The organism is Ruegeria sp. CF2, assembly GCF_056537385.1.
Map to the genome: position 1 here is coordinate 54,897 of NZ_JBQFRL010000006.1, position 17,112 is coordinate 72,008.

Annotated in this window: 16 protein-coding genes; 2 read left to right on the forward strand and 14 right to left on the reverse strand. The window is 56.2% G+C overall.

Going from position 1 to position 17,112, the window contains the following annotated elements; translation table 11 throughout:
- From ACR0IR_RS18215 to ACR0IR_RS18245, 7 genes are all read right to left on the reverse strand, one after another.
- Complete coding sequence (locus tag ACR0IR_RS18215; protein ID WP_170366376.1) at nt 1–1,623, reverse strand: dihydroxyacetone kinase subunit DhaK; 1,623 nt, start codon at nt 1,621–1,623, stop codon at nt 1–3.
- Nucleotides 1,624–1,633: 10 nt separating this feature from the next.
- On the reverse strand, nt 1,634–2,626 hold the full coding sequence (locus ACR0IR_RS18220; RefSeq protein WP_170366374.1) for an ABC transporter ATP-binding protein: 993 nt from the start codon (nt 2,624–2,626) through the stop codon (nt 1,634–1,636).
- Nucleotides 2,619–3,716: an ABC transporter ATP-binding protein gene (locus ACR0IR_RS18225; protein WP_170366372.1), complete on the reverse strand. Its 1,098-nt coding sequence runs from the start codon at nt 3,714–3,716 to the stop codon at nt 2,619–2,621. The genes ACR0IR_RS18220 and ACR0IR_RS18225 overlap by 8 nt, the downstream gene beginning before the upstream one ends.
- A 2-nt stretch (nt 3,717–3,718) precedes the next feature.
- Complete coding sequence (locus ACR0IR_RS18230) at nt 3,719–3,907, reverse strand: hypothetical protein (RefSeq protein ID WP_170343500.1); 189 nt, start codon at nt 3,905–3,907, stop codon at nt 3,719–3,721.
- Nucleotides 3,904–4,842 (reverse strand): carbohydrate ABC transporter permease, encoded by a 939-nt coding sequence (locus ACR0IR_RS18235; RefSeq protein ID WP_010442361.1) that lies wholly within the window; start codon nt 4,840–4,842, stop codon nt 3,904–3,906. Before ACR0IR_RS18235 ends, ACR0IR_RS18230 begins: the two co-directional genes overlap by 4 nt.
- Nucleotides 4,839–5,786 carry a carbohydrate ABC transporter permease gene (locus ACR0IR_RS18240; RefSeq protein ID WP_170366370.1) on the reverse strand — a complete coding sequence of 316 codons (948 nt, stop codon included), beginning with the start codon at nt 5,784–5,786 and terminating at the stop codon, nt 4,839–4,841. The genes ACR0IR_RS18235 and ACR0IR_RS18240 overlap by 4 nt, the downstream gene beginning before the upstream one ends.
- A gap of 79 nt (nt 5,787–5,865) precedes the next feature.
- Nucleotides 5,866–7,185, reverse strand: a complete 1,320-nt coding sequence (locus ACR0IR_RS18245; RefSeq protein ID WP_093965439.1) for an ABC transporter substrate-binding protein — start codon at nt 7,183–7,185, stop codon at nt 5,866–5,868.
- 398 nt (nt 7,186–7,583) lie between these two features.
- Between ACR0IR_RS18245 and ACR0IR_RS18250 the strand changes: the two genes are divergently transcribed.
- On the forward strand, nt 7,584–8,363 hold the full coding sequence (locus ACR0IR_RS18250) for an MOSC domain-containing protein (RefSeq protein ID WP_170366368.1): 780 nt from the start codon (nt 7,584–7,586) through the stop codon (nt 8,361–8,363).
- 101 nt (nt 8,364–8,464) lie between these two features.
- Here ACR0IR_RS18250 and ACR0IR_RS18255 read toward each other — a convergent pair whose 3' ends face one another.
- The 7 genes from ACR0IR_RS18255 to ACR0IR_RS18285 form a co-directional block, all read right to left on the reverse strand.
- Complete coding sequence (locus ACR0IR_RS18255; RefSeq protein WP_170366366.1) at nt 8,465–9,352, reverse strand: sulfotransferase domain-containing protein; 888 nt, start codon at nt 9,350–9,352, stop codon at nt 8,465–8,467.
- Between the two features lie 345 nt (nt 9,353–9,697).
- A complete protein-coding gene (locus ACR0IR_RS18260) occupies nt 9,698–11,245 on the reverse strand; it encodes an arylsulfatase (protein WP_170366364.1) in 1,548 nt (515 codons plus the stop codon).
- A gap of 572 nt (nt 11,246–11,817) precedes the next feature.
- Nucleotides 11,818–12,666, reverse strand: coding sequence for an enoyl-CoA hydratase/isomerase family protein (locus tag ACR0IR_RS18265; protein ID WP_170366362.1), 849 nt, complete (start codon nt 12,664–12,666; stop codon nt 11,818–11,820).
- A gap of 78 nt (nt 12,667–12,744) precedes the next feature.
- Nucleotides 12,745–13,533: an SDR family NAD(P)-dependent oxidoreductase gene (locus tag ACR0IR_RS18270; protein ID WP_170366360.1), complete on the reverse strand. Its 789-nt coding sequence runs from the start codon at nt 13,531–13,533 to the stop codon at nt 12,745–12,747.
- Nucleotides 13,534–13,545: 12 nt separating this feature from the next.
- Nucleotides 13,546–14,511 (reverse strand): LLM class oxidoreductase, encoded by a 966-nt coding sequence (locus tag ACR0IR_RS18275; protein ID WP_170366358.1) that lies wholly within the window; start codon nt 14,509–14,511, stop codon nt 13,546–13,548.
- A gap of 13 nt (nt 14,512–14,524) precedes the next feature.
- Nucleotides 14,525–15,301, reverse strand: coding sequence for a CmcJ/NvfI family oxidoreductase (locus tag ACR0IR_RS18280; RefSeq protein WP_170366355.1), 777 nt, complete (start codon nt 15,299–15,301; stop codon nt 14,525–14,527).
- Nucleotides 15,302–15,355: 54 nt separating this feature from the next.
- Entirely contained in the window at nt 15,356–16,051 is a 696-nt protein-coding gene (locus tag ACR0IR_RS18285) for an NAD(P)H-dependent oxidoreductase (RefSeq protein ID WP_170366353.1), read from the reverse strand.
- A 110-nt stretch (nt 16,052–16,161) separates the two neighbouring features.
- Between ACR0IR_RS18285 and ACR0IR_RS18290 the strand changes: the two genes are divergently transcribed.
- Nucleotides 16,162–17,076, forward strand: a complete 915-nt coding sequence (locus tag ACR0IR_RS18290; RefSeq protein WP_170366351.1) for a LysR family transcriptional regulator — start codon at nt 16,162–16,164, stop codon at nt 17,074–17,076.
- Nucleotides 17,077–17,112 lie beyond the last annotated feature (36 nt).

The following is a 17,112-nucleotide window of genomic DNA, read 5'->3' on the forward strand; positions in this document are numbered from 1 at the left end:
TCAGCCCTCAAGCTCCCGCGCCAAGCCCTCGAACAACAAGGCAACGGCCTCAGCGCCGGGATCGTTATGTCCAACTAGGTTTTCTTCGGGAACATAAGCTGCTCGGCCCGCCTTCGCACGGCGAATTTTGGCTGTATTGTTTGCACCTTCGCGGGCGGCATTTGCGGCATGGGTCAACCCCGATGGGAGAGCGGCAAGCGCCGGTGCCAAGGCGTCAATCATCGTTCTGTCGCCGACCTTGGCGCCTCCAACTTGGCTGACGCGTTTCAGGCCTTCTTCCAGGGATTTGGCTACGGTTGCCCCATTGGCACATGCATCACCAGCTGCGTTGAAGAAAATTGCTAGTATCACACCGGAGGAGCCACCCATGGTTTGGCTCAATTCATTGCCCAACGCCGGAAACAGCTGAGTCAAATCAGCTAGCGGCATGCGGTCAAGGCTGCCTTGCAGCGCTCTTGCGGCCGTCGCCAATGTGCTTCCTGTGTCGCCATCACCGGATTTCGCGTCCAGTTCGTTCAGATTCTTCTCAGCGTTGATGAGGAGTTCAGACAAGCGGGAGATCGTTTCCCTTGTGGTGGGATTGTTCGAAGGAATTGGATCGATCGGCGTCAGGCCGTCAGGCAATGGTGCCACTTTGATCGGGTCGATGGAATTGACCCCGGGCCACGCGGCCAGATCAACAGGTGCTTCAAGAGCTGACAAATCGGCCTGATCCACGGGTAGAATGGAAACAGAAAACCCGTGCATATCTAGCGATGTCATCATGGGGGCCGGACCGATGATATGGTGGGCAATACCGGTTTCGGACAAGGCGTGCGTTAGGACAGCCATTTCCAGCGGAGTCGTGGAACCGAGGTTGTTGACCAACGCCACACATTCGCCGGCCCCAAGCCGTTGCCTCAGCTTCTCCACCACTGTGGACATGGCCGATACGGCATTTGAGAATTCGACTTGCTGCACACCCGGCTCGCCATGGATGCCCAAACCAAGTTCCGCCTTGCCGGGTGCGATCCTGTCTTCTTTCGGAGATCCCGGAACGGTACAGGTGTCAAGGCTCATACCAATGCTGACAACCTTTTCGATGGTGCTACTGGCTGCTTTGGCAACGGTGTCCAGGTCAGCACCGCTTTCCGCAAGCGCTCCGGCGATTTTGTGCACGAACAACGTGCCTGCCACGCCACGTGGTTGCGGCAGGTCGGGCAGGGCGATGTCGTCGTCGACGACCACCATTTCAACCTTGCGACCCAATGCACGGGCGCGTTCAGCGGCCAGCCCAAAGTTCAGCCGGTCACCGGTATAGTTCTTGACGATCAGCAAGCACCCTGCCTCACCCGTGACTGCAAGAATGCCCGCCAGAACCGCCTCGACAGACGGGGACGCAAACACTTCGCCGCAGACTGCGGCCGTCAGCATACCGGCGCCAACAAAGCCCGCATGGGCGGGTTCGTGACCTGACCCTCCACCGGACACCAACGCTACCTTCGACTTGTCCCAATCCGACCTGTAGACAACTTTGATATGCGGGTAGCCGTCCAGCCGGGTCAACCTCCCTCCTGAGGAGGCCAGAAGACCGTCTATGGCATCTGTTACCAGAGTTTCTTTTGTGTTGAGGAACTGGGCCATGCTTTGCTCCTTAATTCACCCGCGCGCCGGACGCGTCAAAATACAATGGGTTGTGGGGGCGGATTTTAATAATTTTTCCAGATGGATAGTCCTGGTGGACATCTATCAACGTCACGACCGGGTGACCGTTTAGGTCCAGGTGCAGCCGTGTTTGATCGCCCAGATGCTCGGCACGTATCACGCGCGCCTCACTGCCTTCACCTTCAATGATGTTTTCCGGGCGAAGACCAATCTGCGGACCCTTGTGGTCGCCTCCGAATAACTCGGACGGCAGGATGTTTATCCGTGGCAGACCCAACCTGCTGGCCACGTAAACGCTGCCCGGGTTTTCATAGATATCGCGAGGGGTACCGTACTGAACCAGCCTGCCGTTCTCCAAAACGCCGATATGCGTGGCCATTGTCATGGCTTCCACCTGATCATGGGTCACATAAAGCAAGGTTGATCCCAGGTCGGCCTGAATTCTTTTCAGTTCGACCCGCAAATCCGCCCGAAGCTTGGCGTCCAAAGAGCTGAGCGGTTCGTCCATCAGGAAGATCTGAGGGTCGCGCACCAGCGCCCGTCCGATCGACACTCGCTGCATTTCTCCGCCGGACAATTCGGTGGCTTTGTTGTCCAGCTTGTGCGGGATCTGCAGGATCTCCGACACTTCGGTGACCTTCCTCGCGATCTCATCCTCTGGTGTTTTCAGGATCGGCGACCGCAGAGGAAAAGACAGGTTTTCACGCACTGTCATATGCGGGTACAGCGAGTACTGCTGGAAGACCATCGCCACATCGCGCTGGGCGGGTGTATCCATCCCTACATCGCGTCCGGCAATGCGAACTGTGCCTGAATCCAGTTTCTCAAGCCCGGATATCAGTCTCAGCGTCGTTGTTTTTCCCGCGCCCGTTGGGCCCAACAAAACCACAAAGGCGCCGTTGGGGATCGTCATTGAGATATCGTCCACCGCTTTGATGTCGCCGAATGACTTCGAAATGTTTTCCAGAACGACTTCAGCCATTGCTCAGTACCTCGTCGTTCAGTGCGGACCTCAACGCGCGTCCGGTAGATTTTTCGAAAAGGGTCACTGCAGACGAACGGAATTCCAATCCGACCGTCTCGCCGGGATTGACGGTTTCACGAGCATCAATGCGGGCTTTCAGCTCTCCGTTCGGGCTTTGCAGCGTCACGATCTGGGTGGTTCCAAGATATTCTGCGGCCAGCACCTTGGCACGGTAGGCGCTGGCGTCCGACAGAAAAACATGCTCGGGCCGAACGCCGAAAACCAAGTCACCTTCCGCACCTTCCATCAGTTTGGGCACGACTTCGTCATGGCCATTCAGCCGTACCATTTCCGAGCCAGGCGCGACCTTTCCTTGAAACGGCAGGAAGTTCATCGAAGGAGACCCGATAAAATCCGCAACGAACATTGTGGCCGGTTTGTCGTAGATTTCCTGCGGCGTGCCAAATTGCTCGATCACAGCGTTGTTCATCACAACGATCTTGTCGCCCATTTGCATGGCTTCCAGTTGGTCATGTGTGACATAAACAGTGGTTGCGCCCATGCGATCGTGGAGCGCGCGCAATTCTTCGGCCATGTGCTCACGAAACTCGGCATCCAAAGCGCCAAGAGGTTCGTCCATCATGAATGCCTTGGGTTCGCGAACAATTGCGCGACCCAGCGCCACGCGTTGCCTGTCGCCACCTGAAAGCCCACCCACCGGGCTGTCGAGGATGTCGTTTATCCCCAGAATTCCCGCGACTTCTTCGACTTTGGCTTTGACAGCAGCGCGCGGCATGCCCTGCGAAATAAGCGGATAGCTGATGTTCTTGCGCACGTTCATGTGGGGATACAGCGCGAACATCTGGAACACGAAGGCAATGTCCCGCTCTGATGGCGGCCGCTGGCTGATCTCTTCGCCGTCCAGATAGATTTCGCCCGACGTTGGAAGCTCCAATCCCGCGATCATCCGCAGCGTCGTCGTTTTCCCGCAACCGGAGGGGCCCAGCAGCATGAAAAACTCGCCGTCTTCAATCGTGAACGAACTTTCGCGGACAGCCGTGAAATCGCCGAACATCTTCTTTACGTTTTTGACTACGATCTGGGCCATTTCTACTCCGGGAAATGGCTGACGATGATGAACATGACGGTTCCGATCAGCGTGACGATGAAGGAATAAGTGAAGGCCCAAAGGACAAAGGGCTGCATCAGCATGAAGACACCCAGTGCGATGAGGATGGTTGCGACCATCTCCCATGGGCCGCGGCGGAGCCGCACCAATCCGGAAAGAAACTCGCTCATTTGCGTACGGCTCCGAATGTGATCCCGCGCAGCAGATGTTTGCGCATCAGGATGGTGAATATCATGACTGGGATCAGGAAGATCGTCGCGCCGGCCGCAACGGCAGGCCAGTCTAGGCCGCCAATACCGATGATGGTCGGGATGAACGGTGGTGCAGTTTGCGCGTTTGCGGATGTCAGTAGCACGGCAAACGCGTACTCATTCCAAGCGAAGATCAGGCAGAAGATCGCAGTTGACGCAATTCCGGTAGCGGCTTGCGGCAACACCACTTTGTAGAAGGCCTGAAACCTCGTGTACCCATCGATAAGGGCGGCTTCCTCGTACTCTCTGGGGATTTCGTCGATGAACCCTTTCAGCAACCAAACCGCCAGAGAGATATTTACCCCTGTATAGAGCAGGATCATTCCCAGATGCGTATCGCTCAGCCCAAGGTTTCTGAACATCAGGAAGATCGGGATGGCGACAGCGACCGGAGGCATCATCCTTGTACTCAGGATGAAGAACAGAAGGTCGTCCTTGAGCGGGACCTTAAATCGGCTGAACGCATAGGCGGCCAGCGTGCCAAGGAAGATACTCAAGAACGTCGAGCCAAATCCGATGATGACCGAATTCATGAAGCGCTCACCGAATTTGGAGGGCCCAACGATCACCATGTCGTATTGGCGTACGATCTCATCGGCCCAGTTCTGCGGCGGGTTGGCTTCCAGAAACTCCTGCGTCTGCCTGGTGCGCGTGGTGAAGAGGTTTACGTAGCCTTCAAGCGTTGGGTCAAAGACCACTTTGGGCGGGTAGCTGATCGCGTCGGCCGGAGACTTGAAGCCAGTCAGCAAGATCCACACCAGCGGGATCATCGTGATCAGCGCATAAGTGATGACCAGGAAACCGGCGATCCATTTGGACCGGTTCGAAGGTTCTGTGACGGAAAAACTGCTCATCGTTGTTTCACCTTGTTCAGGGCTTTGACGTAGATCGACGCAAGGCCGAACACGGTGACGAACAAGATGATCGCATAGGCCGAGGCGTAGCCCGTCCGCCACTTCTCAAACGCCTCTCGCTTGAGATTGATTGAGGTGAGTTCCGTTACAGATCCCGGCCCACCGCCTGTCAGCTGAACAACCAGGTCGAACATCTTGAAGTTCTCGATCCCTCGAAACAGCACCGCGAGCATCAGGAACGGCAGCACCATCGGAATGGTAATCGTAAAGAACTGCCGCAGCTTGCTGGCCCTGTCGATCTCAGCCGCCTCGTAGATGTAGTCGGGGATGCTGCGCAGCCCGGCCAGACAGATCAGCATCACGAAGGGGGTCCACATCCAGGTGTCAACGATCACGATCGCCCAAGGGGCCAAAGTGACCGACCCCAGCATTTCAAAGCTTGAGGGGTCCTTGCCGGTGAACCAGGACACGATGTAGTTGAACAGGCCGATTTGAGGCTGATACAGGAATTTCCAGAAATTCCCGACGACGGCCGGGGACAGCATCATCGGCAGCACGATGATCGTGGTCCAAAGATCGTTGCCCTTGAATTTCTTGTTGATCAACCACGCCAGCGTGAACCCGATCAGGACCTGGAAAAAGATTGTCCAGAACAGGAAATGCGCCGTCGCCTGCATGTTCAGCCAGGTGTCTGAATCAGTCAGGATACGTTCGTAATTCCTGAGCCCGACGTCTTTGACTTCGCGCCCGATCCGGTTGGCCTTGTAGTTGGTAAAACTCAGTTGGATGGTCCAGATCAACGGAAAGATGTTGATCGCCAGCAATAGAAAAATCGTTGGGGAGATGAATATCCAGGCGATCGCGCGGTCGGATAATCCTCGGATTTTTCGCGCAACTCGCCCGGGCGTTGCCTGCGCAACGCGATCTACGGTCCTGTCAGACATCTCTTTGCCAGCTCTTGTTGGTTTAGTACTCACGGGTGAAGGTGGAGCGGGATTGCACCCGCTCCTGCCTGTGTCCGGACTACAGCTTGCCTTCGTCTTCGAAGACTTCGGTCCAGTCTTGGATCAGAAGATCAAGCGCTTCTTGAGCGGTGCCCTGGTCCGCAACCACGTAGTCGTGGATGCGCTTCTGCATCGCCAGCAGCAGTTCCGCATAAGCAGGCTCCTGCCAGAAATCCTGCACCCCGGCCATTGCTTCCAGGAAGTCACCGGCAAACGGCTGGCTGTCAACGAAACCTGGATCTTCCAGTACAGAGTTATGGGCCGAGTAGCCGCCGAGCTCCCACCATTTGGCCTGAACGTCCGGTTGTGCAAACCACTTGATGTACTCAAGTGCGGCGTCTTGTTTGTCAGAGTAGCTGACAACAGAGATACCTTGTCCGCCCAGTGTCGAACCTGCCTGATTTTGTGGTGGGTTCACGAAGAAGTCGATTTTGTCACCACCGGTATTGGGATCGGCGTAAAGACCTGGGAAGAACGCAAACCAATTCATCGCCATGGCGACCTGACCGGACTTAAAGGCGTCCAGACTCTCACCCATGTAAGAGTTGGTATATCCCGGAGGCGTCGCCGTTTCGTAGAATTCCTTGTAGAATTCCAGAGCTTCAACCGCTTCGGGCGAGTTCACGGCGCCTTCCATGTCATAGGAACCCGGCGTGTTTTCGTATTTGAAGCCCCAAGGATACAGCGCTCCGGTCACACCCATGGTGATCCCTTCCGAGCCGCGCTCGGTAAAAATGGCTGCGCCATAGACAGTCTTGCCGTCGATCTCACGACCTTGGAAGAACTGCGCGATCTGCAGAAGTTCTTTTTGCGATTGAGGCTCGCGAAGGTCCTGACCCGTCGCCTCTTTATAGGCGGCTTGGATGTCGGGGTTTTCGAACCAGTCCTTGCGGTAGAACCAGCCATTCGCATCGCCCATCGCTGGCAGTGCATAGTAGTTCGGCGTGCCCTTGGGCCAGGTCGAGTACGCATAGACGGTGGCCGGCGCGAAATCGTCCATGCTGATGCCTTCAGCATCGAAGAAGTCGTTCAGTTTGACATAGTGGCCATTCTCAGCGCCCCCGCCGATCCACTGGCTGTCGCCAATCAACAAGTCGCAGAGCTTGCCCCCAGAGTTCAGCTCGTTCAGCATCCGATCCGCAAAATTCGGCCAGGGAACAAACTCGAAGTTCATCGTGTGACCGGATTCGGCTTCGAATTCCTTTGAAAGCTCAACAAGCGCGTTGGCCGGGTCCCATGCAGCCCAACAAAGCGTCAGATCTTCAGCATTCGCCTTGGTGGAAAGAGTAGTAGCGGCAAGGACTATTGCGCTGGCCGAGGCCAGTTTTGTGTAAGTCATCCATTCCTCCCTTTTTTCGCCGTCAATCGAGGATGTGCGAATCGCGGCATACCTCCAAGGCTATTTGAGGTACGCACATCAAGTCTAGATATTTTTGAGGTTCGTACCTCAAGCGGAGGGCGGTTGACGACTAGTTCTCCTCTTAGCCATTGATTTCATGTAATTTTATTCCAATTCGTCGGTGTGCATGTATTTTCAGCAATGAGGCATTTAAGGGCCGCACCCGCCAAAATTGGCCCAGCTCACAATCACGGCCATCATGCGGCCAACCGATTTTCGACACCTGCTTGTGAAGGTCTGGCGGATTATTCGGTCGATACCTTTGAGGATTGGAGATAGCGTCAAACGGCACGGGTCACTCTGGATCGTGCGTAACTCGTATGGTCAGGGGCAGACGTATGAATACGCTCTCTATCGTCAGATTGAACCGGTACCCAATCAAAGGCTTGAGTGCCGAGCCGATGCAAACCGTGACGCTGCGGGCAGGGGAGGGGATCCCGGGTGATCGCCTGTTCGGATTTGCGCGCTACAACTCCGGATTCGACCCACAGAACCCTCAGCCACTGCCGAAAGATCGCTTTGTTGTTCTGTTGAATGAGGCAGCGCTGGCAGGCGTCGAGACGAGTTTTGATTTTGAGACCCAAGATCTTGAGATCAAAGCGAACGGCAAAACGCAAAGTTTCAATATGCGAACACCAGAAGACCGGACGGATGCGGCAAGTTTCCTGTCTTCAGAGATCGACTTGAAAGATCCCGAATTGCCGGAATTCGTCTCGTCTGCTCCTCACCGGTTTACGGATGTGTCCGTCGTCTCACCAAAAATGATGAACGCGATATCCGTTCTTAATCGCGCGTCGGTGAGAGAGTTGGGTGAAAAACTGAACGCAGAGATCCAGCCAGCGCGGTTCCGCGCGAACATCGAGATAGACGGCTTGCCTTCGTTTTCCGAGTTGGATGCAGTTGGATCAGTTCTGAGATTTGGCGATGTTGAGTTGAAGATACTATCGCGTACGAAAAGATGTGCGGCCACTGAAGTGAACCCGGATACGGCCGAGCGTGACTTGAAAATACCCTATCTTATTAGGAAGTTGATGGGGCACATGGATATGGGAGTCTATGTCGAGGTGACCAAAGGCGGAACCCTAAGTGTCGGCCAACCCGGGGAAATGCTTGCCTGAATGCCGCCCCCCTCAGATTGGCGACCTCGGGAAACCCCTGTTCCATATTTAATCGTGAAAAAGATCTTCGGTTTTTGCTGGTTCGCCCGGGGTGGCGATGTCTACGCAGCGAGGCTCCCCTGAGAGCCATATTCCAACCAGTCTCGGTCTTCGGGATCCAGGTGTGCATCCATCATCGCGTCGTAGCTTGCCAGTTCTTCCGCCGTTAGTTTCCCGCGCCATTTGCCACTTGTTCCGCTGTGGAAAAACTCGGCATCCGACTTGAAGAACCCTTTGCCACCTGAGGGGGCATAGCGTTCTGCTTTGTCCTTCATGTTGTCGAAGGTCGCAGCTTGAACCAATTGATCCATGACTGCCTCTGAATGGGTCGTGCCCAAGATGTCAGCCAGCCTGAAGAACGTTCCTCTCAAGTCCCGGGTCATGTCTGCGTAGTGAAAAAGCGATACGTTCGGCCAGTCGGAAAGTGCCGCAGCGGCTTTGTAATGCCGGATAATATGGGCCAGTGGCATCGCATCGGTATCGAACCCTTCCGCCCCGCCGTCCAGAAAGCGACGGAATGTGATACCTTCTTCATCGTTCTCGGGATACCAGGTGTCAAACCAGGTCATTGGAATGTTTCTGACGTGTTTGCGATACGAGAAATGCGCATCGAGGGGATGACGAAAAACACAGATGTACTGTGCTTGATCATCCAGAGGTAACCCATCCATCGGTGTGTGGCTTTTCATGCTGCGTCGATGCTGCATGGCTTCGAGCCGCTCTGCGACTTCAGGCATTTCTCGGATTCGGATGTCTACCCACGGCATTTTCACGGACAACTCCGTTTCAACTTCGGGATCACCAGAAAACAACAGCGATACGATGGTTTGCATCCAGGTCGTGCCGCATTTCGGAGGTGTCACTACGAACACATCATCGGGGCGGATGCGAACCATATCCCAGTGTCTATTGTCGGTCAGGGGGCCAAGGTAGAGCTTTCGGTTTTTCACGTCTGAAAACTCCTCCGCGCGAATTGGTTCAGGAAAAGTGGAATGAAAGTGAAAGGCGACTGGTTCTCATGGCGGAAAGCCCAAAAAGCCAGTTGCTGCCTTGTTGAGTTAGGCCGGCAACAGAATGAGAGCGGAGCAGCACCTACACGTTATTCCAACAACCGCTCTGGGTTCTGTCCAGCAAGCAGCGCTCAATGCCCGCAAAACGGAACCAAGCCGCCGTTCACTCTTTCCCTTGGGCTGCGCTGGTCTTCAGCCCAAGGGGATGATTTACCAGCCTGAATTCGACAAACAGTTGTCTGCGAATTCAGGCTGGCGAACACAGCTCACGGCGTCCCGTTGGTGCTATTGGTTCCCGGCACGGCTTGTGAGTTCCTCCATGACGTTGTCGAGGTTGAAGCTGCCGGGCTTTTGCCTTGGTGGAAATTCCTCGAAGCTTTGTAGCCATTGCCCAACGAAGGCGGAGGCCGGAGCTATCGCGAACATATGCTCGAGGAACCAGCGCTGGTATCCCATAGCGTTCTCTTCTTCGGCTCGCTCGAACGGATCGCTGCGGAGGTTTGCCAGCATCGGTGCGCGCAGGACTTCAAACGGTGAGAGCCATACATCAAGCCCGTGCGCATTCTGCTTCAGGAATGTCACCTTGTACTGTTCGTATCGCAAGGCGGCGACGCTGCCATCATCGGTCCAATAGATGAACTCGCTGCGCGGCCACTCATCCGTTTCACCTGACAGCGACGGCAGAAGATTGTAGCCGTCAAGATGGGCCTTGTATTGGCGACCGATGGCTTCAACGCCACCATCGAGCAACTTTTCTTTGATGTCTGGCTCACCGACCGCAGCCAGAATGGTAGGCAACATATCCGTGTGCGATACAACGCCATTGACCTTCGATCCCGGCTCGATGACGCCCGGCCACTTGATGACCGTCGGGACGCGATAGCCACCTTCCCATTGCGTGTTCTTCTCACCGCGGAAGGGTGTCGTTCCGCCATCCGGCCACGTGAACGTCTCCGCTCCGTTGTCGGTTGAATACATTACGACGGTGTTGTCGGCGATTCCGAGCTCATCAAGTTTATCAAGCAGTACGCCGACATGCCCATCATGCTCGACCATGCCGTCGGGATAAACTCCAAGTCCCGTCACTCCCTCGGATTCTTCCTTCAGATGCGTGAAAATGTGCATGCGGGTGGAGTTCCACCAAAGGAAGAAAGGTTTGTCCTGTTCGACGGCTCTATCCATGAAATCCAACGCGCTGGCTGTGACTTCTTCGTCAACGGTTTCCATGCGCTTTTTCGTAAGCGGCCCGGTATCCTCGATCGAGCCATCAGCGGTCGACTTGATCACCCCGCGCGGGCCGAAGTTTTCCCTGAAGGCTTCATCCTTGGGGTAGTCAGGGTTTTCGGGCTCTTCTTCTGCGTTGAGATGGTAGAGGTTTCCGAAAAACTCATCGAAACCATGGTTTGTGGGTAGGTGCTCGTCACGGTCACCCAAATGGTTTTTGCCGAACTGGCCAGTCATGTAACCATGGTTTTTTAGCAGTCCGGCGATGGTTGGGTCTTCGACAGGCATACCCTCGGGCGCGCCGGGTAAGCCGACCTTGGTCAGGCCCGTGCGGATGGGAGATTGTCCTGTAATAAAGGCCGCTCGCCCTGCGGTGCAGGACTGCTCACCGTACCAATCAGTAAATAGCGCGCCTTCTTTGGCAATACGGTCGATGTTGGGTGTCTGATACCCCATCATGCCATGGTTGTAGGCACTGATATTCCAAAACCCAATGTCATCTCCCCAAATAATAAGGAAGTTCATGGGGGGATCATCTTGTGCGGAAACGGCTGTGGCAGCTGCAGCAAACAACGCGGCCATTATTGTTGATCTTGTTTTGTGTTTCATTTTCGTCCTCCCAAAATTTCTTGTTAATACCGAGTAACCTATCACAAATTTGGCGGTTTTGTCGGTGTTCTTGCGGCTTTCAGGATTTCGGGCGGAAACGCGCAAGTGATCCAAGAGACCCAATCGACGTTGATGGCTTTGATTTACGAGCTGACCGACACTTTTCTCCGCGCTTCAAGGCGTGGTGGATTAGGAGGAGTTGCGTCGAACCTCGGAGCCACGCCAATGCGGTTTTTGGAGCACTTCTTCTGCTTTTGGCGCAAAGAAGGCACCCGCTGAACGTTTTTTGGGTGTTTGTTCAGTAAGCCTGTCGTTCGTTCCGGCACATTCGATCCCATGCGTTGGCAACCGAAAAGCGCCGCACACCGTGGATCAGCCCGGCCGCCCCGGATGGCGGTGCTGTTGCCGTCTATCGTTTGGCTTATCGCCGGCTTCGGAACATGGGTGTGTGAGTTCTTTGACAACCGCAGTATGGCGACCTGCGTGCCTCCGCCCCCTTGCCGTCGGAACGCCCAAACCGGCTGCGGGATATGATCCGCTGAAACCGATTTCAGCGGATCAAGGGGCAATGATCAGTTGGTGATTTCTTGTACCTTCATGACCAGTTCGTTCCAGTTTCGCTGGTTCTCGATATCATGCTCGAGCCCTTGTTCATCGGCAATTCGAAAGCGTTTGACCGCCGGCGTCTTGCTTGTCGCTTGGTACAGCCAATAGGCCTCGGCCCTCAACGCCTCGGAAATAGGTTTGTCGATGGATTCGTAGACCATCTGCTTGCACGCGTTGATGGATTCGGCGGGGAACTGGGCAATGCGCCTGGCCAGAGCATCGACATAGGGACCGATCTCGTCAGGGTCCAGCGCCTTGTTGATGGTGCCCATGCGCTCGGCATCGTCGGCATCGTAGTCCTGCGCACTCAGGATGATTTCCAATGCCCGGCCAAGTCCGGTTTGTCGCGCCATGCGAGAAGCTCCGCCGCCGCAGGGCAGGATACCCATGCCAACTTCCATCTGCATGAACTTGAACTTCCCGCGTGCCGCAAAACGCATGTCCAGCGCGAGTGCGAGTTCGTGTCCGCCGCCACGCGCGAAGCCTTCAAGCTTTGCGATTGTTGCCTGCGGGACCTTGCTCAGCCGTTCGCACACGGACTGCAGGTCCAGCAGCCGGGCGTCTTCGCGCGAGACGGCTTCGGTCGAAAGATCCTTGAGCAACTCGGTATCGTAGTGACAGACCCAGATTTCGGGGTTCGCTGACTGGAAGATCACCACTTTGGTTTGCCGGTCCTGCTCCAGCCGCATCGCAAGGCTGTTGAGGTCAGCCAGCATCTCCTGGCCCTGAACATTGACCGCTCCGAAGTTGAACGTCACGGTGGCAATTGCATTCTCGACCGCGACGTCGAAGGTCTGGAAATTTTCGTATTTCATTGGACAGTCCTCTCCTGTTCTCGCCATCAAAGATGCGAGGGTCTGCATGGATTGGCGGGGCGCGGGAGTGCGCCCGGCTTAGCCGTATCGGCGGATAGTGTCTTGAATGGCCTTCATGACGTCGGCAGCGTGTTCGGACTTCAGCGCTGCGGGGTGCGGGTCTGCAAATGTACCGCCGTCATTGTCGAAATAGGCGCCCGACGCCTGCGCGAACCGATCGCTAAGTGCGGCGTCGATCAGGATGTCGGCGCCGATGTTGAGGTCGTTGCCGGCGACTCCGAAACCGTCCTTGACCATTTTGGACGCCAGCAACGAACCCGGATTGACCGCGATCAACGCCGGTCCATCGGGCAGGGCGCGGGCCTGTTCGCGCGTCCATATCGTGATTGCCAACTTGCTTTGCGCATATGCGCCCATATCGGCCAACCGCGTTCTGCCGGTCAAAGCATCCACATCCACAGGGGCCTGGGCGGCCGAGGACAGGTTCACGACGCGGCCAGTCTTGGGAATGATCGGAAGCAGAAGTTCGGTCAGCAGATAGGGCGCGAGCGTGTTCACAACGAAGCGGATATCGAGACCGTTTTCGAGAGTGGTCTGCGGAGCCTTCAGGACGCCGGCGTTGTTGATCAGCACATCCAGCCGGTCGTGATTGGACCGGATGGCCTCCGCCAAAGACCTCACGGCTGATAGGTCGGACAAATCGGCGCTGTAGGTTTCCGGCTGCCCTCCAACCTTCTGGGCGGCTGCCTCCAGCTTTGCAGAGTTCCGCCCGTGCAACAGAACACGGTGACCGTCAGCGGCCAGCTTCTTGGCGGTGAGCAGTCCGATACCATCGGTTGCGCCAGTGATCAGAATGGTTTTGGTCATGCGATCCGTTCCTTATGAAAATTCCGGCAGGATCGTATCCGCCAGGCGTTTGAGTGTCGGTTCGATGGCAGCCTGGTTGAAACGCAAATTCAGGGCGACGTGGTTCATCCCCAACTCACGGATTTCAGCCAAGTAGCGGCGCAGGAAATTCAAACCCGACTGGAACCCCAGATGTATTGGGCGTGCGGGGGCATTTGGGTCTTCCAGCAAGTCGACATAGAGCGACTGCATCACCGGTTTGTCCGGTTGCCCCAGTGCTTTCAGACGGTTCCGGTAATCGGCCACCGCGCGCCCCTGTGATGCCGCATCGCGCGGATAGGTCATCCACCCATCGCCGTTTTCAGCCACCCAATCCGGGGATTGTCGACTGCCGCCCGTGATCAACAGCGGCAGGCGCGATCGCGAGGGTTTTGGCAGAAGGTCAATGTCGCCGGCCAGATGTCCCTGCAGGCTTTCATGCTTGGGATAGGGTGTTGCCGTCGCACGGATATAGTCGACACTGTCGCGGAACCGTTCACCGCGATCGGGGAAGGATTGACGCATTGCCGGATACTCTTCCGGTCGATCGCCGGACGCCACACCCAACAGCAGTCGGCCATCGGACAATACATCCGCCGACGCGGCTGCCTTTGCCACATGGGCCGGATGGCGCAACGGCAAGACGATGCTGGCGGTCCCCAGGGCAATGCGATCCGTCGCGGTCGCTAGCGCACCCAGATAGACGAACGGGTCAAAGATCTGGCCGGGGTCCCCGAAACTTGGAACATTGAACGGCACGTCGCGCAGCCAAAGCGCGGCAAAGCCCAGAGACTCGGCCAATTGCGCGGCCTTCATGTGGCCCTTCATCGTCGGCTCGGATCCCACCGGGTAGGCCTCAAGCGGCAATACCAGCCCTAGCGTCAGCTGATCCGGTCGAAATACCTGACCGTAGGCCTTGTTGATCGGGGCAAAGGACAGGTTTTGGTTTTTGTCCAACATGATGGTTCCTTGGTCAGTACCGCACCAAAGTGCGGGTCTCGATGCTTTTCCGGATGGTGTTGACGGTCGGGTCCTCGACCATATCGAGCGCGCTGTGCGCGACGGAAGGCAACCCCCGATTGTCGTAGATGTTGAAAATAGCGATTTCATCCGGACTCATTCGAGACAGATAGACCCAGTCATGCCGTGCATTCCCGACAAGCCCCATGATCTGCCCTTTGCGGTCAGGATAGATCAGGTCAAGCAGGATCCAGTCTTTGGGGTCGACGGACGAAGGACGGACGAATCCAAGCGGCGCGCTGTTGATCGGGTGATCGACCGGCCGCCAGAGATTGACAAAGGCATAGTTCCCTTTGCTCCACTCGGCCGCCCGCTCGGCGCCTAGCAAATCCTCCAGCCGTTTCCGAGCGCCGTCCGCGCTGTAATCGCTGTGGACATTGCGCGCCGGCTTGCGCGCCGCCTTTGGGTCGTCCACGCGCAAGGTATGGTCAAAGATCACGACCTCGCGAACGCCGATCTTTGTGGTCAGCAGTTGAGTGAGCTCGTGTTCGTAGGGCCGTTTCCACTGATCCCCGGAAAAATCGCGGATGGCACTGGGCGCATTCAGAAACTCGACGCCGTCGGGGTCAAAGCGCAGGGGTTGCCCCGATGTCCGCGTATCAGTCAGGCTCACTTGTGTCGGCAACAGTTCGGGCGAAATCAGGTTGCCGACAATGCCGCCGGCGTCCAGTTGGAACGCCTGCCGTTCAGGTTTGTGAACGTGATAGTTTACGATACCGGTTCGTTGCATCTGTACCCTCACTGAATTGCGGATGACGCAGCCCCTGGCTTTTTCGACGTTGGCTCAGAACCAGTTCACGGTTTCGGCCATCGGGCGGCGGGTCTTGGGGAATTGCGGATCACTAGCGCGATACCCAAAGGCAAACATCACCGCGGGTTTCCATTTCGATGTATCCATCCCGAAATGCTCGGCCAGAGTCTGGGTGGTGAGTTCCAGGTCAAACCCTTCGATGGGGCAGGAATCGACACCCATCAAAGCAGCGGTCGTCATCATGTTGGCCAGAACGATATAGGCCTGTTTGCCGGACCAGTCGGTGATCTCGCGTTCAGTGGTGATGCGATGGTCGGTTGACTGGAACTTGCCATACGCACCGTTGAATAATTCGATGACGTCCTCGGGCAGTTGTTTGACCTTGCGATAGTGGTCCTGCAGATAATCAGACCCAGCGGTCATGGTTGCCGCAGTGCTGGCCAGAATGATGCCAAAATGGCTGGCTGTCCCCAATTGGCCGGAGCTGCCGTTCATCATGCCATTGGCGCCCCAGGAAAACTCGCGCAAAAGCTCCCGTTTGTCGGGCGATTGGATGACAAGAATCTTGAATGGCTCGTGCCCGAAAGAGGTGGGCGACAGGCGGCCAGCTTCAAGAATGGTTTCGAAATCGGCGTTGCTGATCTTGCGGTCGGGATCAAAGACCTTTGTCGCGTGCCGGAAATTGAAGGCTTCGAGGATCTGAGACTGAACGTTCGGGCGAACGGACATTTGTGGCTCCATTTGGTTTGTCTTCCGTGGAGCCAGAAATATCACTTGCAGAATCCGATGAAACAGCGGATATCAGGTTTCAGTTTTCGGATTTTGCGTATAATAAGCTAATGGACACACAAGCGCTTCGTCTTTTCGTGCTTGCAGCGGACAAGCTGAACATATCGGCCGCCGGGCGCGAACTGGGTTTGGTGCCCGCAGTCTCGAGCGCCCGACTTGCCAAGCTGGAGCATCAGCTGGGTGTCGAGTTGCTTCACCGCTCGACCCGGAAAGTATCGTTGTCGCTGGAAGGCGCCGAGTTTCTGCCTTATGCGCGCGAGATTCTGGCGCAAGAGACTGCGGCCTTGGCCGCCTTGGGGCAGGGGTCGGCTCAAGCCACCGGCACACTGCGGTTTACTGCGCCCAGCACATTTGCCCAGCTCTACATTGCTCCAATCCTTGCAAAGTTCCAGGAACAGCATCCGAGTGTGACCCTGGACTTGCGTCTGTCGGATGCGCAGTTTGATCTGATCGAAGGCAGCTATGATCTTGCTTTGCGGAACGCACCGCTGATCGATACCAGCCTCAAGGGGCGCAAGCTGGCGGATGACAAACGCATCCTTTGCGCGACACCGAATTACCTGTCGGCCCACGGAGAACCCGAGACGCCGGATGATCTGGTGCATCATCGGCTGATCGCATTTCGCCACACCCGGGCCCGGGCGCTGAAAACTGCCCGGGGAGCTGTCGCAAGTTTCGATCCCGGAGCCACGAAATGTCCATTGATCATGGATGACGGTCTCAGCCAGAAGCTGGCCACCGTGGCAGGGGCGGGGATCTCGATGAACTCACTGTGGAGCGTTCAGGAAGAGCTTGCCTCGGGCAAGTTGCGTCATGTCCTTCCCGAATATGAGGCGGCGGAAGACAACGTGCTGTGGCTGATCTATCCCAAGTCGAACGTATTGTCGCCAAAGGTAAGGGTCTTCATGGATTTTCTGATCACCGAGATCGGCGTGAAGCCTCCGTGGGAAAGATCATTGGTCTGACTGATTGCGTCCAGTTGCTTCGGGCCAGCGCAGCAA

Bases quoted from the DNA above. Each gene is read 5' to 3' on its own strand.
- ACR0IR_RS18230 (WP_170343500.1), bottom strand. From the start codon at position 3,907: ATGAGCGAGTTTCTTTCCGGATTGGTGCGGCTCCGCCGCGGCCCATGG.
- ACR0IR_RS18285 (WP_170366353.1), bottom strand. From the start codon at position 16,051: ATGTCCGTTCGCCCGAACGTTCAGTCTCAGATCCTCGAAGCCTTCAAT.
- ACR0IR_RS18250 (WP_170366368.1), top strand. From the start codon at position 7,584: ATGAATACGCTCTCTATCGTCAGATTGAACCGGTACCCAATCAAAGGC.
- ACR0IR_RS18225 (WP_170366372.1), bottom strand. From the start codon at position 3,716: ATGGCCCAGATCGTAGTCAAAAACGTAAAGAAGATGTTCGGCGATTTC.
- ACR0IR_RS18270 (WP_170366360.1), bottom strand. From the start codon at position 13,533: ATGACCAAAACCATTCTGATCACTGGCGCAACCGATGGTATCGGACTG.
- ACR0IR_RS18290 (WP_170366351.1), top strand. From the start codon at position 16,162: ATGGACACACAAGCGCTTCGTCTTTTCGTGCTTGCAGCGGACAAGCTG.
- ACR0IR_RS18240 (WP_170366370.1), bottom strand. From the start codon at position 5,786: ATGTCTGACAGGACCGTAGATCGCGTTGCGCAGGCAACGCCCGGGCGA.
- ACR0IR_RS18215 (WP_170366376.1), bottom strand. From the start codon at position 1,623: ATGGCCCAGTTCCTCAACACAAAAGAAACTCTGGTAACAGATGCCATA.
- ACR0IR_RS18265 (WP_170366362.1), bottom strand. From the start codon at position 12,666: ATGAAATACGAAAATTTCCAGACCTTCGACGTCGCGGTCGAGAATGCA.
- ACR0IR_RS18280 (WP_170366355.1), bottom strand. From the start codon at position 15,301: ATGCAACGAACCGGTATCGTAAACTATCACGTTCACAAACCTGAACGG.
- ACR0IR_RS18275 (WP_170366358.1), bottom strand. From the start codon at position 14,511: ATGTTGGACAAAAACCAAAACCTGTCCTTTGCCCCGATCAACAAGGCC.
- ACR0IR_RS18245 (WP_093965439.1), bottom strand. From the start codon at position 7,185: ATGACTTACACAAAACTGGCCTCGGCCAGCGCAATAGTCCTTGCCGCT.
- ACR0IR_RS18235 (WP_010442361.1), bottom strand. From the start codon at position 4,842: ATGAGCAGTTTTTCCGTCACAGAACCTTCGAACCGGTCCAAATGGATC.
- ACR0IR_RS18260 (WP_170366364.1), bottom strand. From the start codon at position 11,245: ATGAAACACAAAACAAGATCAACAATAATGGCCGCGTTGTTTGCTGCA.
- ACR0IR_RS18220 (WP_170366374.1), bottom strand. From the start codon at position 2,626: ATGGCTGAAGTCGTTCTGGAAAACATTTCGAAGTCATTCGGCGACATC.